Origin of the sequence: Chloracidobacterium sp., assembly GCA_016711345.1 — a bacterium.
Lineage (GTDB): Bacteria > Acidobacteriota > Blastocatellia > Pyrinomonadales > Pyrinomonadaceae > OLB17.
On sequence record JADJTD010000001.1, the window covers coordinates 3121891 to 3136124 of the forward strand.

At 48.3% G+C, this 14234-nt stretch carries 14 protein-coding genes; 11 read left to right on the forward strand and 3 right to left on the reverse strand.

The window, feature by feature from the left end:
• Positions 1-89 precede the first annotated feature (89 nt).
• The 8 genes from eno (at position 90) to IPL32_12955 (ending at position 6940) form a co-directional block, all read left to right on the forward strand.
• Entirely contained in the window at positions 90-1385 is a 1296-nt protein-coding gene (eno, locus tag IPL32_12920) for a phosphopyruvate hydratase (protein MBK8466724.1), read from the forward strand.
• Between the two features lie 66 nt (positions 1386-1451).
• Entirely contained in the window at positions 1452-2039 is a 588-nt protein-coding gene (locus tag IPL32_12925; protein MBK8466725.1) for a hypothetical protein, read from the forward strand.
• Positions 2040-2067: 28 nt separating this feature from the next.
• Positions 2068-2574 (forward strand): hypothetical protein, encoded by a 507-nt coding sequence (locus tag IPL32_12930; GenBank protein MBK8466726.1) that lies wholly within the window; start codon positions 2068-2070, stop codon positions 2572-2574.
• Between the two features lie 6 nt (positions 2575-2580).
• The gene (locus IPL32_12935; protein ID MBK8466727.1) at positions 2581-3012 is read left to right on the forward strand and encodes a GNAT family N-acetyltransferase; all 432 of its coding nucleotides are present in this window, start codon (positions 2581-2583) and stop codon (positions 3010-3012) included.
• A gap of 352 nt (positions 3013-3364) precedes the next feature.
• Positions 3365-3589, forward strand: a complete 225-nt coding sequence (locus tag IPL32_12940) for a hypothetical protein (GenBank protein ID MBK8466728.1) — start codon at positions 3365-3367, stop codon at positions 3587-3589.
• A 76-nt stretch (positions 3590-3665) separates the two neighbouring features.
• Positions 3666-5213, forward strand: coding sequence for a 2,3-bisphosphoglycerate-independent phosphoglycerate mutase (locus IPL32_12945; protein ID MBK8466729.1), 1548 nt, complete (start codon positions 3666-3668; stop codon positions 5211-5213).
• 6 nt (positions 5214-5219) lie between these two features.
• Positions 5220-6248 (forward strand): glycosyltransferase family 9 protein, encoded by a 1029-nt coding sequence (locus IPL32_12950; protein ID MBK8466730.1) that lies wholly within the window; start codon positions 5220-5222, stop codon positions 6246-6248.
• Positions 6249-6298: 50 nt separating this feature from the next.
• Positions 6299-6940, forward strand: a complete 642-nt coding sequence (locus tag IPL32_12955; protein MBK8466731.1) for a thymidine kinase — start codon at positions 6299-6301, stop codon at positions 6938-6940.
• 14 nt (positions 6941-6954) lie between these two features.
• On the opposite strand, the gene uvrC is transcribed toward IPL32_12955, so the two are convergent.
• On the reverse strand, positions 6955-8796 hold the full coding sequence (gene uvrC / locus IPL32_12960; GenBank protein ID MBK8466732.1) for an excinuclease ABC subunit UvrC: 1842 nt from the start codon (positions 8794-8796) through the stop codon (positions 6955-6957).
• Positions 8797-8958: 162 nt separating this feature from the next.
• Between uvrC and IPL32_12965 the strand changes: the two genes are divergently transcribed.
• On the forward strand, positions 8959-9897 hold the full coding sequence (locus IPL32_12965; GenBank protein ID MBK8466733.1) for a threonylcarbamoyl-AMP synthase: 939 nt from the start codon (positions 8959-8961) through the stop codon (positions 9895-9897).
• 4 nt (positions 9898-9901) lie between these two features.
• Here the strand turns inward: IPL32_12965 and IPL32_12970 are convergent, their stop codons facing one another.
• Positions 9902-11491, reverse strand: a complete 1590-nt coding sequence (locus tag IPL32_12970; GenBank protein MBK8466734.1) for a glycosyltransferase family 39 protein — start codon at positions 11489-11491, stop codon at positions 9902-9904.
• Positions 11492-11537: 46 nt separating this feature from the next.
• Between IPL32_12970 and IPL32_12975 the strand changes: the two genes are divergently transcribed.
• Complete coding sequence (locus IPL32_12975) at positions 11538-12515, forward strand: Gfo/Idh/MocA family oxidoreductase (GenBank protein MBK8466735.1); 978 nt, start codon at positions 11538-11540, stop codon at positions 12513-12515.
• Here the strand turns inward: IPL32_12975 and IPL32_12980 are convergent.
• The gene (locus IPL32_12980) at positions 12512-12955 is read right to left on the reverse strand and encodes a hypothetical protein (protein ID MBK8466736.1); all 444 of its coding nucleotides are present in this window, start codon (positions 12953-12955) and stop codon (positions 12512-12514) included. The two genes, IPL32_12975 and IPL32_12980, sit on opposite strands and share 4 nt — an antisense overlap.
• A gap of 124 nt (positions 12956-13079) precedes the next feature.
• Between IPL32_12980 and IPL32_12985 the strand changes: the two genes are divergently transcribed.
• A complete protein-coding gene (locus IPL32_12985; GenBank protein MBK8466737.1) occupies positions 13080-14213 on the forward strand; it encodes a serine hydrolase in 1134 nt (377 codons plus the stop codon).
• Positions 14214-14234: the final 21 nt, after the last annotated feature.

Here is a 14234-nt window from a genome sequence, read left to right on the forward strand (position 1 = left end):
CGCAAAGCAAGATAAAAAAATCTCAGCTTTGCGTCTTTGCAACTTAGCGTCTTTGCGTTGAAAATCTTACAGAGGAGAATATAGCAAAAATGAGTTTTATTGAGCAGGTTTGGGCACGCGAGATAATGGATTCGCGCGGTAATCCGACTATTGAGGCCGAGGTGATCTTGGAAGACGGAACGCAGGGACGCGCGGCGGTTCCGAGCGGGGCTTCGACGGGCGAGAATGAGGCCGTAGAACTTAGGGACGGAGACAAATCTCGTTATTTGGGCAAGGGTGTTTTGGACGCCGTTAGTAACGTCAACGAAACAATTGGCCGGGAACTAGAAGGGCTCGATTGTCTCGATCAGACATTGATCGATCAGACGATGATCGACCTGGACGGCACGGAAAATAAATCAAAACTAGGGGCCAACGCGATCCTCGCGGTTTCACTGGCAAACGCTAGAGCCGCAGCAGCGTTTCAGGAAATGCCGCTTTATCGCTACATCGGCGGCACGAACGCCAAAACGCTGCCGGTTCCGATGATGAATATCCTCAACGGCGGCGCCCATGCAGATAACAATGTCGATTTTCAGGAATTTATGGTCATGCCTGTCGGAGCGGACAGCTTTCGTGAGGCACTCAGGTGCGGAGCAGAGATCTTTCACAATCTGAAAAACGTCCTTAAATCACGCGGCTATTCGACCAGTGTCGGCGACGAAGGCGGCTTTGCGCCAAACCTCAAATCTAATGACGAAGCGGTCGAAACGATTCTTGAAGCCATCGACATAGCCGGTTACAAAGCAGGCGAAAATGTAATGATCGCTCTCGATCCTGCTTCAAGCGAATTTTATAAGGACGGCAAGTATATCTTCAAAAAGAGCGACAATCGAGAGCTTTCATCAGAGGAAATGGCATCCTATTGGGCTGACTGGTGTTCGAAATATCCAATCATCTCGATCGAGGACGGCATGGCTGAGAACGACTGGGACGGTTGGAAAAATCTAACCGGAAAGGTCGGTGACAAAGTACAGCTTGTCGGTGACGATCTATTCGTGACAAACGTAAAATTCTTGCAAAAGGGAATCGATGTTAATGCCGCAAACTCAATATTGATCAAGGTCAACCAAATCGGTACTCTCACAGAAACACTTGATGCAATTGAACTTGCAAGGACAAACAACATGACCGCCGTGATATCTCATCGCTCTGGCGAGACCGAGGACAATTTCATCGCCGACCTCGCAGTGGCAACAAACGCCGGCCAGATCAAGACCGGCAGCTTGTGCCGCTCGGACCGCATCGCAAAATACAATCAACTGCTGAGGATCGAAGAGGACCTAGGCGATTCGGCAAAGTATCCAGGTCGTAAGGCGTTCTACCAACTAAAAACTCGTTCCTAGCAACTAATAGTTTGTCAACGGTTCCCCCAGTGAGTACTTCGTATTTTGCAGGTACCTATCTAAACCATGAGGCCGATACTTGGATTAACCATTCTTATTTTTTGTTTATTTGCCACGGCTTTGGCGCAGGAGGAAACGCCTCGGCAGAGTGTTCTTTCCAGTTCGGGCAACATAAAGGTATCTAAACTGTTCGGAGAAGACCCTGTCTTACCGGTTGAAGATTCGAATACTGAAATTTATCGAATAACCTTTATTCCAACTTTCCACAATCCAATAAAGATTCGAGTTGAAAAACATAAAAACAACTATGTTCTTATTGCAAAGCGTTTAAGTGGACAGGGCGGGTATGATGCGGGAGAACTCAAGGTCGAGAAAAAGCGCACATTGGGACGAAAAGAATGGGATCGCTTGCTTGACCTGCTGAGAAAAGCTTCATTTTGGGAGTTGCCCTACCTAGAAAAAAAACAGGAACCCAATGAAAAAGGCGAGGTGACAATCTGCCTTGATGGTTCAGAGTGGGTCATTGAGGGCTCTAGGAACGGGCAGTATCATGTTGTTAATCGCTACTGTCCGGAAGTTAAAAGTTTTCAGGCAGTTGGCTTGTATCTTGCCAAACTCTCGCGATTAGGGGTCGACAAACGGGAGTTATACTGAGGGTGCATTAAGATGGTGCTTTTGTGACATGAACATCCGCGACGCCCTTCTCGAAGTTCATTCAAAAGAACAAGCGACGAAGATCTCAGATTATGTCGGCAATGATCCTGTGCGGTTTGCGGAATTGATGAAATATCTTCTAGGCCCGGTTTACAGGCTTTCGCAGCGTGCGGCGTGGCCAGTAAGTTACTGTATTGAGCGGCATCCTGAGCTTGTAAAACCATATTTCAACGTACTGATAAAGCAGCTCGAACGAGATGACGCTCACGTCGCCGTTAAACGCAATGTTGCAAGGCTGTTTCAGTTTGTTAATATTCCCAAACGCTATCAAGGACGGGTGTTTGATGCATGCTACAATCTGCTTGCCGATCCGGCTGAGACCGTAGCGGTACGCGTTTTTTCGATGACTGTCGCCGCAAAGGTTGCGGAAAACGAGCCTGAACTACTCGACGAACTTCGGCTCGTAGCGGCAAAATATCCGCAGGCCGCAACCGCCGGATTTTGCAGTCGTGCACGACGCGTTCTTGGGATTTAATCTGCCATGAAACAACGAAAAGGTGAATACGAGATAGATACTGACAAGCGGCGGCTCGACCTGAGCGCGATCCATCGCTTCCTATCGCAGGAATCGTATTGGGCGAAAAACCGCACGATGGAACAGACATTGACGGCTATCGAAAATTCGTTGAGTTTTGGGGTTTATCGCGGCCGCGTTCAGGTTGGATTTGCTCGCGTGGTCACAGACAAGGCGACTTTTGCATACATTGGCGATGTATATATTCTCGAAGAGCATCGCGGCAAAGGCCTGAGCAAATGGCTGATGGAAATCATTCTTGCACAGCCTGACTTGCAAGGGTTGCGGCGTTGGCTGCTCGCGACCTATGATGCACACGGCCTCTATAGCCAGTTTGATTTTACCGGCCTAAAACATCCCGAACGCTGGATGGAGCGTCCCGCTCCCGACGCATACTAGATTAAATATCCGATTCGCGTCGTTAAGCTCCTCAAATCCATCTGTTGCACAGATAAAAAGCTTGACAAACAACGCAACATCTGCTACTATGTATCCAGTAAGTCGGCGACCGGTGAAATAGATATTTTTTTTTCGAAAAATGGCGGAACGAGGTAAGAAAAATGGTGTTATTCCAACAATTGCAACAGTTAGAGCGTTCCGTCGAGCACTGGAACGAGGCGGAACGGAGTGGAACGCCGAAGTACAAGGGTTAAGTGTAATGTTGACAGTGTTTAAGTAAGGTCAGAGCCGATCTTTTGTGTCAGGCTGTGCCACAATCGGCGATTTTGAAGGGAGCTAAAAGGAGTAAGTGATGTCTAGAGCAACAATAAATATTTCCGTCCCAGCCGAGGCGAGGCAATATGTAGAAAAGCGGGTAAGATCGTTCGGCTACAGTTCGGTCAGCGAGTATTTCAGAGAGCTTTTGAGGCAGGATATGCTGAAACACACTTATCTTGTGAACCGAGCACGCACTGAAGCCGGTTTACCTGCGGTCGCGCCTGAGTTTCGGATCCATGCTTCGTCCGGGCGAAAGTAATTGTTGCTCTCGCATAGGTGTAATCGTTTATAATTGTTTTGCACCTTCGTTTGGCCGTTCGGGCCGCCCTTTATAGATGGAATCAAATAACCTAACAAACCAACGTCCAGTTGCCCTCGTCATATTAGACGGGTGGGGATATGCACCGCGAACGGAACGAAACGCAATTGCCGCTGCTCACACGCCGTATTACGTCGAGATATGCCGCACGTTTCCGATGACCCTTTTGTCAACGACCGCTGAAGGTGATGGAGAAATAAGTGATGTTGGCGATGCTGAGGTTGGCCACTTAAGAATGGGAACGGGACGTGCCGCTCAAACTGAGATCTCACGGATCAAAAATGCTATCGAGTCAGGCTCTTTTATGGACAATGAGGTGCTGAGATCAGCCTTCGAAAAGGCAAAAATGAGCGACTCGTCAGTTCATTTTGTCGGCCTTCTCAGCGATAGCGGAGTCCATTCATCGACCGAAAATCTGTTTACTTTGCTGCGAATGGCAAAGCGGCATGAGTTGCAGGACGTTTTTGTTCACTGCATTCTTGACGGCCTAGATGTTGCGCCGCGAACGGCAGATGTTTATGTTGAGGCTCTTGAGCTAAAGCTCGCGGACATCGGTATTGGTGAGATCGCCACGCTCTGCGGGCGTTATTTTGCGATGGACAACAGCGAGAATTGGGAGCGAACGGCGCGTGCTTACACGATGCTTGCCTATGCCGAAGGCGAACGAGCGGCCGATGCTGTAACCGCGATACGCAGTTCGTTTTTGCGTGGTATTTCGGACGAGTTTATTTCCCCGATCATTCTCGAACGTGAATCTGGAGAACCGGTCACGACTTTTAAAGACGATGATCTGGTTGTTTTCTTTAATCATCGCGCCGATGGAATGCTGCAGATAGTGCGATCAGTTTCAATTCCTGACGGATCGATAGGTACTAAACCGATCGTGAATACTGTGTGCATGGCTGAATATGATGCGGGATTTGGGCTTCCGGTCGCTTTTGGGCGTGAGCCGGAGAAAAATACGCTGACTGAGATCCTATCGGAACTTGAGATACCGAATTTCAAGATCACTGAGTCTTCACGGTTTCATCATTTGACGTATTTCTTTGACGGAGGCGATGATGGCCAGCGTCAATTCGAACAGCAGATACTAGTGCCGTCGCCGATGAACGGGTCGAAGTTTGGGCAGCCGGAGGCCGAAAGTTTTAAGATCACTGATAAATTTCTGCGAGAATTGGAATCAACAGGGAAAGGGGTTTTCGTTATCAATATTCCTGCCGCCGATATGATGGCCGGAACCGGCGATATGTCGAAAACGGTTGCAGCGATACAATATATTGATACATGTTTGGGTGGAATTTGTGCCGGCATGCAGGAACGCGACGGTGTCGTCATGATAACTTCGACCCATGGTAATTGTGAAGAGATGTCCGCCAAGACCAATAGCGAGAGCAGATCGACAGCAACATCAAATCCCGTGCCGTTTCATTATATCGACGCTCAAGCAGGTGAAATTAAACTAAAAGGAAATGGGGCTCTCGAGGATGTTGCTCCGACGATATTAAGTGTGCTGGGCATTGATAAGCCGCTCGAAATGACCGGAACGGACCTTCGCGGTAATTAGACTTTTTTGGACCACAAGACGCGTAATTTTCAAAATATTCTCGTCATCGATTTTGGACAGCTTGGCGATGTAGTTCTCAGTTTGCCCGCTCTCAAAGCGATCAGGCACAAGTTTGCCGCATCAAATATTGCTGTGCTCACGGGAATGGCTGCGGGCGAAATTGTCACCCTTTCCGGACTGGCAGATGAGGTCATTAAGGTTGACCGTGTCGAACTGCGAGATGGGCCGAGGCTCGCATCTATCGCAAAGATCTTTAGACTTGTAAGCGACATCCGACGCCGGAAGATCGATCTCGTCATCGATCTTCACAGCCTCTCTGAAACTAACCTGCTCGCATTTCTTTCAAAGGCAAAGCATCGGCTGTTGGCAAATCGAGAAAGCCGCTCGCTTGACATACTTTCAAATTTTAGTCCATCACCGCCCAAGGAAGACAAGGCCAAGCATCTTGGCGACCGATATCTCGATGTTCTGATTCCGCTTGGAGTTGACGGCAGTGATCGTAGATTTGTCTTTCAGACTTCAGCGGTTGACCTCGAATTTGTTCGGGCTAAATTTTTCAATGACTCGCAGGATCGATTGATCGGGATTTTTCCCGGAGCGGGACATCCAAGCAGATGTTGGAGCCTCGATAATTTTGCGCAGCTTGCATCTCGGCTGGTGAGCGATGGTTACATTCCTGTCGTGTTTCTTGGCCCCGAGGAAAAAGCGATCAAAGATCAAGTCAAGGCATTGTTTCCGCCGTCTACAATTCTAGTTGACGGTCTTTCGCTGGCTCAGTTTATAGCTGCTGCGGGGCTTGTGAAAGCGTTTGTGACAAACGATACCGGCCCGATGCACCTTGCGGCTTGTGCCGGAACACCGATCCTGTTGCTTCTGGACGAGCGTGCTCCGATGACGTATCTGCCTTTGACCGACAGACTTGCGATCATTCGCGATAAAACGATCGACAAGATATCTGTGGACGAAACAATGCATGCTCTGGCGGATTTGATAAATTCCGGGTCTGAAAATGACAAAACTTTTGCTACATGGTAATCTCAACTTCTTCTAAAAAGCGGTGAGATTTCAGGGAATTCATATTATTTATGGTTGAAGAATTTGCATTTGATAATTCTACCGAACGCCGGCAAGTCCGCCAAAATGGCACCGGCTGGATCGAGGTTATTGCCGGATCGATGTTTTCGGGCAAGTCCGAGGAACTGATCCGCAGGCTTACACGTGCGCGGATCGCGCGGCAAAAGGTCCAGGTGTTCAAGCCTGGAATTGATATGCGTTATTCGGAGGAGGAGATCGCTTCGCACTCCGGCCAGAAGCACATTTCTATTCCTGTTGCCGACACTGCCGGAATGATGTCCCAGATCGACATCTATGCTCAGGTCATCGGAATCGACGAAGCGCAGTTTTTCGATATGGCGATCGTTGATGCTGTTAACAGTCTCGCCGAACAGGGCAAACGCGTCATCATTGCCGGGCTCGATCAGGATTACACCGGAAAGCCTTTCGAGCCGATGCCGCAGCTTTTATCTATTGCTGAATTTATCACCAAGACTCATGCGATCTGCGTGAAATGCGGTGCGACAGCAAATTACTCACAGCGAACGGTTGCATCTGAAGCTCGCGTCGAGGTCGGTGCGAGCGATAAATACGAGGCCCGCTGCCGCAAATGCTTTGTTCCTCATGCCGACACTCCGACGTTGCATGAGACTGCTGAAGGCATTGCTGCTTAACGTTCAATTGTTTCTCACGAACGAGAGGCAAGGTTACGTTGATTTTCGAAATGATCTGCGATCTCAGCGGCAGCTTTTGGACCGACGAAAGGCCGCAAGTCTTCTGCCGCTGCCTTTGAGATACGCTCGATCGACCCAAATTCTCGCAGCAGTTTCATCTTGCGTTTATCGCCGATGCCGGGAATTTCGGAAAGCTCGGATGAGAAGTCGCGTTTCTCTCGGCGTTTTCGGTGAAATTCGATAGCCGTTTTATGAGTCTCTTCACGGATTTGAAGGACGAGCCGAAACGCAAGCGAATTTCGGTCAAACGGTATGGGGCGGTCTTCGCGTCCGTAAATTAGTAGATGCGAGATCTGGTTATGTTGTTTAGGCGGTTTGACGAGGCCGACAAGCATTATCTGCTCAAGGTCGAGAGCCTGCATCGCGGCGGCTGCCGCAGAAAGCTGGCCTTTGCCGCCGTCGATGAAAACAAGTTCGGGCAGAGGTTTTTGCTCATCGACCTGACGCTTGTAACGGCGAAAGACTGCCTCGTGCATTGAAGCAAAGTCATTTGCACCTTCAACGGATTTGATAATGAAACGGCGGTAATTGGCGCGTGCAGGTTTGCCGTTCTCAAATGAGACGATGCCCGCAACATTTTCCGAACCTGAGATATTTGAAATATCGAACGACTCGATCCGTTCGGGAAAATACGAGAGTTCGAGCAATTCCTGAAGTTCTTCTAAGACCTTTTGAGAATCTGGTTTGAGCACACGGAAACGCTGTTCAAAAGCGATCTTTGCATTTGTTTCGACCAGCTTTACCAGATGTTTGTTTTTACCGCGTTTGGGATCAAGGATCTTTACTCTGCGGCCGCGACGTTCCGTTAGTGCTTTTTCAAGCACTGAGCGATCTTCAAAATCCTGAGGCACATGGATCTCGAGTGGAACGTAATCCGTCGAATAATATTGGGCAAGAACGACGCCGAGAAACTCTGCCGCGTTGAAGGAATTATCTTCGGGTAAGTCTTCCCAAAAGAATTCGCGGCGGCCAACAATGCGGCCTTCGCGCATTGTAAAAAGCTGAAGTGCGAGCCGCTGATTTTCGCGATAGAAGCCGATAATGTCGATATCTCGCTCCGCAGTGGTCGCCATTTTTTGAGTTTCACTCAAAGCGAGAACCGTGCGATGCAGGTCGCGATATTTTGCGGCAAGTTCATATTTTCCCTGTTCGGAAAATTGCCACATTCGCGATTCGAGCGTCTTGGCAAGCTCTTTGTTTTTGCCTTCGAGCAAGGTTTTGACGTCGGCGGCTGCTTCTTGATACTCGGCTTGCGTACACAGGCCTTTGACGCAAGGGCCGAGGCAGCGTTTGAGATGATATTCGAGGCACGGACGCGGAAGCTTACCGTTTATCTCAATCTCGCAGGTTCGAAGCTGAAACGCGCGGTTCACAAGATTCAACGTATTTCGTGCGAGTACAGCAGGCAAAAAAGGTCCGTAATAACTCGATCCGTCACGAATGATCTTTCGAGTGACAACGACTTTTGGAAATGGTTCGTTTGTCAGTTTTAGATGCGGGTAAGATTTGTCGTCCTTTAGAAAAACATTAAAGCGAGGCTTATGTTTTTTTATGAGGTTTGATTCGAGCACAAGGGCTTCGACCTCGTTATCGACAACGATGAACTCGAAATCTGCGATGACCTTTACCAATTGGCGAGTTTTCGGATCATGATTTCGGCTCGATTGAAAATACGACCGCACGCGGTTGCGCAGATTTTTTGCTTTGCCGACATAGATTATCTTGCCGGCTACATTCCTGTGAATATAAATCCCGGCGTCGGTCGGAAGGATTTTTAATTTTTCCGCGATGGTCACAGTCCTATTTTAACTTGAAGAAGAGAGAATTCACCACAGAGGCACTGAGAACGCAGAGAAAAGAAAAATTAGCCGCAGATCAACGCAGATGAACGCGGATAAGAAAGTCCTTTTATCTGCGTCCATCTGCTTTCTTGGCGGCTTTGCGTGAAGCTTTAGTAAATGAAAACTGTTGTTACAACTTCCCCGATCGAGGCAGCCGAATTCATAAAACGCGGTGGAATTGTGGCTTTTCCGACCGAGACCGTGTACGGCCTCGGGGCAAACGTTTTTGACCCTTCGGCGATAGCAAAGATCTTTGAAGCAAAACAACGTCCTGGGGATAATCCTCTGATCGCGCACGTTGCGGATATTAAACAGATCAATTTGCTAGCCGCCGAAGTTACAGAACACGCAGCGAGGTTCTTTAAAGTATTTTTTCCGGGACCGTTGACGATCGTTTTAAGGAAGCTGCCAAACGTTCCTAATATTGCGACGGCTGGATTGGATACCATCGGCTTTCGAATGCCGCGATATGAACCTGCACATCAGTTCTTGTCAGCGTGTGAAACGCCGATCGTCGCGCCGTCGGCAAATTTGTCGGGACGGCCAAGCCCGACGACGTGGCAAGCGGTTGCCGAAGACCTCGATGGCCGGATCGATTGTATTTTACAGGGCGATGCTACAGAGATCGGGTTGGAATCAACTGTCGTCGATTGCACGAGGGATGCTCCGTTGATCTTGCGGAGTGGTTCGGTTTCTATCGAACAACTTCGATCAGTTGTTCCTACTACAATGATCTATGAGACCTTGGAAGCTGAAGTTCCTCGAAGTCCCGGCCTGCGTCACAAGCATTATTCGCCCACGGCCAAGATCATCATCGTAGAAAGAGCCGCTGAAATTGGTGATACCGAATCGGCTGCATATATCGGCCTAGACCGGCTAAATGTAACATTTGTACGAGAGCATATTTGTTCGACAGTAGGTGATTATGCGCATTCGCTCTTCGAGTTTTTTCGCGAATGTGATCGTGAAGGAGTGCAGAAAATTTACTGCGAGCGTGTAGAAGAGAAGGGAATCGGCGTTGCCCTGATGGATCGGATTCGTCGGGCTGCGGAATGAAAACCTATTTGGCTGATACAGCAGCAATAGCAAGCTCGCCATTGTCTTTGATGACCACTGTTTCTATCTTTTCATTTTTAGTCAGTTGTGAAAGATACTCGAGTGGAACCAGAACAAGTACGGATTTGCCATTTTCTGCAGCGATCTCGTTTGTTACTTCATTGACACCGGAAAGTCGACGCTGTTTACCATCTGCATCACGCAGCAAGCGGTTGCTGGCGTAAAATTCGGCGTTGTGCGAGATGGTGTGAAGCATGAGAACGCGATCTGATCCATAACCGCTATTATTCGCTGCCTGAATAAGAGCTTTAACTGAGTCGGATTCAGCGAATCGCGGCACGGCGAATATAAGTAGGAGAATAGTTGCTCCGAATGTCGATGCTGCAATTATCAGAATCGCTTTACGCCATTTACGGTTGTTTCGTACCAGGTCGAAGACATATATCGACGTAATGATCACGGCTCCCGGAACGGCCGGTAAAATGTATCCGGGCAGTTTCGAGCCGGATAAAGAGAAGAAAATAAGTGGCACAAGAACCCACGCAAGAGAGATGAAGAGAAGAGGAGAGGAAGAGAGAAGGTGAGGAGATTTAGTCTCTGAGGTCTCTTTGGCTAAGGGCAGCAATGATCTTTTTACGACATTCCAGAGTGACGCGAAAAAGAATGGCAGCCAGGGAAGTGTCATCAACGGCAAAACCCATAAATAGAAATAGAATGGCTGCGGATGCTGGTATTTATTTGAGGTAAAACGCTGAAAATGATGTTGGACAAAAAACTCATCAATAAACTGATAGCCGTGACGTTGATACATCGGCAGATACCAAGCGGATGCGATAGCAATGGCGACCACGCTTCCCCAGAGCAGGCTGAAAACAAATGTTCGGCTCGGCCAACGCCTCGATAGTAAGTAGAAAACTCCGACGATCGCAAACGGAAAGAGTGTACCTATCAGTCCTTTTGCCAAAAGTGCAATGCCGATAAAGAAATAAAAAAGGAAAAGTGGTATCAAGTCAGAACCGGTAACGGGCGGTTTAATGCCAATGTCTGTTCGATGATAGAAGATGAAAAAACTTACCAACGCCGCGGTGATCGGAAAAGTAATGATAATGTCAAAACTTGCTCCACGCGAAAACACCAAGATGCCAAGCGTTGACGCAGCGATCAAGGCCGTGGAATGTGCGAAGGATGGTTTATTACCGGATGCGTCAATTAAACCATTCTCTACTGGAGGTCTTTCTGACACGAATTTGCCAAGCAGCCAAAGGCTTGCGATCGTTCCAAGACCGAAAAGAGCCGGGCCAAGCCTCGCTGCAAATTCGCTGACTCCGAAGGTCTTAAATGAAACGATTTGTAGCCAATATAAAAGCGGCGGCTTTTCGAACCAGTTAAATCCACCGAGCGTTGGCGTGATCCAGTCGCCGCGATCGAGCATTTCGCGTGCGACCTGAGCATAACGCGGTTCGTCGGGGCCAAGCAAAGGAATATTGAGCGCGAAGAAATAGACAAAAACGATCAAGAAACCGAAAAGTATCCAGACAAACCTGCCGGTGATTTTTGGGGTTTGATCTTCGGTCTTTGAAATTTCCGGCGTCATAATAAAGAATGTAAAGTATTGCCGAAAAGAAGTTTGTTATCAAATTATGGGCGAAAATCTAAAAATGCGGGTTGCTGCGATAGGCGTTGGAAGCCTCGGCAGACATCATGCTCGAAACTATGCAGAACTCGCTGGCGAAGGCCGCATCGAATTAGTCGCCATATGCGATTCGAACGCCGAAACAGTCGCGGCAATTGCTTCCGAACATCGTGTGGCGAGTTTTGCCGACTGGCGTGAACTAATCGGTAAAGTCGATGCCGTTTCGATAGCAACACCGACCGAAACTCATTGCGAAATTGCGTGTGCGTTTCTCGACAAAGGCGTTCACGTCCTCGTGGAAAAGCCCATCGCTTTAACTCTTGCCGAGGCCGACAAAATGATTGCCGTTGCCAAATTATCCGGTGCAAAACTTATGGTCGGCCAACTCGAACGCTACAATCCGGCAATGGTAGCTCTCAGGCCGCATGTTACAAAACCGCTCTATTTCGAGATACATCGCGTTTCGCCGTTCCCCAATCGCTCGCTCGATGTCGATGTCGTGCTGGACGTGATGATCCACGATCTCGACGCGATTCAATGGCTGGTCGGCGAAGATGTAAAGGTGTCGGAAATTCGTGCGGTCGGCATTCCTGTGATCTCCGACAAGGTTGATGCAGCAAACGCACGGATCGAATTTGAAAATGGAGCGGTTGCGAATATTACCGCGTCACGCATAGGCACTGAAAAAATTCGAAAGACGCGGTTTTATCAAACGAATTCATATGTCGTGCTTGATTACGCGACGAAGTTTGCGTCTGTGACGTCATTAAATCCAGAAGCAGTACATCCGCTTGCCGGGATTTCGATAAATAGGCTTGAAATTAACGAGGTTGAGCCGCTTCGGGCAGAGATCACGGCGTTTTTAGATTCAATCGAAGAAAATACGTCGCCGCCTGTCACTGGTGATGACGGGCGGCGGGCGTTAGAACTTGCTGTAGGCGTACTCGAAAAAATTGCTGAGCATCGCCAACGACTTGATGTTTAGGCGTTAGCTTCTTTCGCAGCGGCGAATTGAGCCATCATGGTCTTCAGCCACTCCTGCGTTTTCTTGACCTTTTCGGCTCCGTCGGGGCGATCCATGATGACCTTTTCCAGATTTGCGAGAGCCTCGGGCCTGTCCCACATTTTCCGGAGATCGGCAAGAATAGGCTCGATCTTTGCAAAGACTAAGGTATGCTCGCCATTAGTTTGATCGAACATGTCGGCGTCGATGGCTCCTTGATTCACCATTGTCGCGGCCATGTCCCAATATGAAACGACCATCCTGAGATACCCGCCGACCTTCTCGTCCATCATGGTTTGCATGTATTCCTCAGCGCTAGTCGGATTAAAACCAAAGATCCAATTGCGGGCCTCGCGCATGGTGGCTTCGCGACGCAAGTCATATAGTTTTAAGATCAAATCTGCAGATTCTGCTTTGCTCATAGTATATTTACCTCTTTGAAATAGATTTAGAATTAAAGTTTATTGCCCGTCCATTTTGTTGTCAATAAACCCGATGCTAAGTTCACCAAAATTTAATAAATCGTGCAAAATATAAGCTAGCGACGTGAAAGATCAAATATCAAAATTTCTTCAGGAACGTATAGACGCAGGTGATTTTCCTTCCGCCGTCTATCTCGTTGCTGAAAAAGGCGAGATCGTTTTGCGGGATGCTCTTGGCTTTGCTGTTGTCGAACCTGAACGGATCGAGACGAGTATCGACACCGTCTACGATCTGGCGAGTTTGACTAAGGTGTTGGTGACGGGGCTTTTGTTTGCGAGATTTCTGGAGAGCGACTCATATCTGAGTCTGAGTAGTCCGATCTGGAAGTTGTTCCGGGAGCTTAAGTCGCACGACAAGGCTGAAATAACAGTCATGGACCTTGTAACTCATACTTCCGGTTTTAGAGCCTGGTTTCCTTTTTACTCCGTCTTTTTTGATCCGAAATTTATACCCGAAGCAGTGAAGGCAACAATTACAGATCTCCCCTTAGATCAGTCGCCAAGAGCGTCAGTAGTCTACAGCGATCTAAATTTCCTGCTTTTGGGTTACAGACTCGCTAGTATGAGCGAACAGAATTCATTGGAAGATAAATCAAGGAAAGAGATTTTTAGTCCGCTCGGACTAAAAGACACATTTTTCAATCCGCCAGCCGAATTAAAAATGCGGCTTGCGGCGAGTGAAAAGGGAAATCAGTATGAACAAAACACTTGCCGTGAATTATTTCCCGAACTCCGCATTCCGCATTCCGCTTTCCGCACTCATCAGATTTGGGGAGAGGTTCACGACGGCAACGCTTATTTTATGGGTGGTATAGCTGGTCACGCGGGGCTTTTCTCAACTGCGGAAGAGACATTCAAGATCGCCCAGCAGTTTTTACCGAATTACACGACACTTCTAAAGCCTGAAACATGTGAGCTTTTCCGCACCAATTTTACAAAGGGGATGAATGAAGACCGCTCGTTTGCTTTTCAGCTTGCTTCGACAAAGGACTCGACAGCAGGGAGCAAAATGTCACGGGAGAGCTTTGGCCATCTTGGTTTTACGGGCACGAGCCTGTGGATCGATCCTGTCAAAGAGCGGGTATTTATCTTGCTGACCAACCGTACCCATAACCACGCATTGCCGTTTGTAAATATCAATTCTGTTCGCCGCAGGTTTCATGATCTTGCGATAGATTTCCTTGATGAAAATCATTAGCAACGAATTATTCTAATTTCT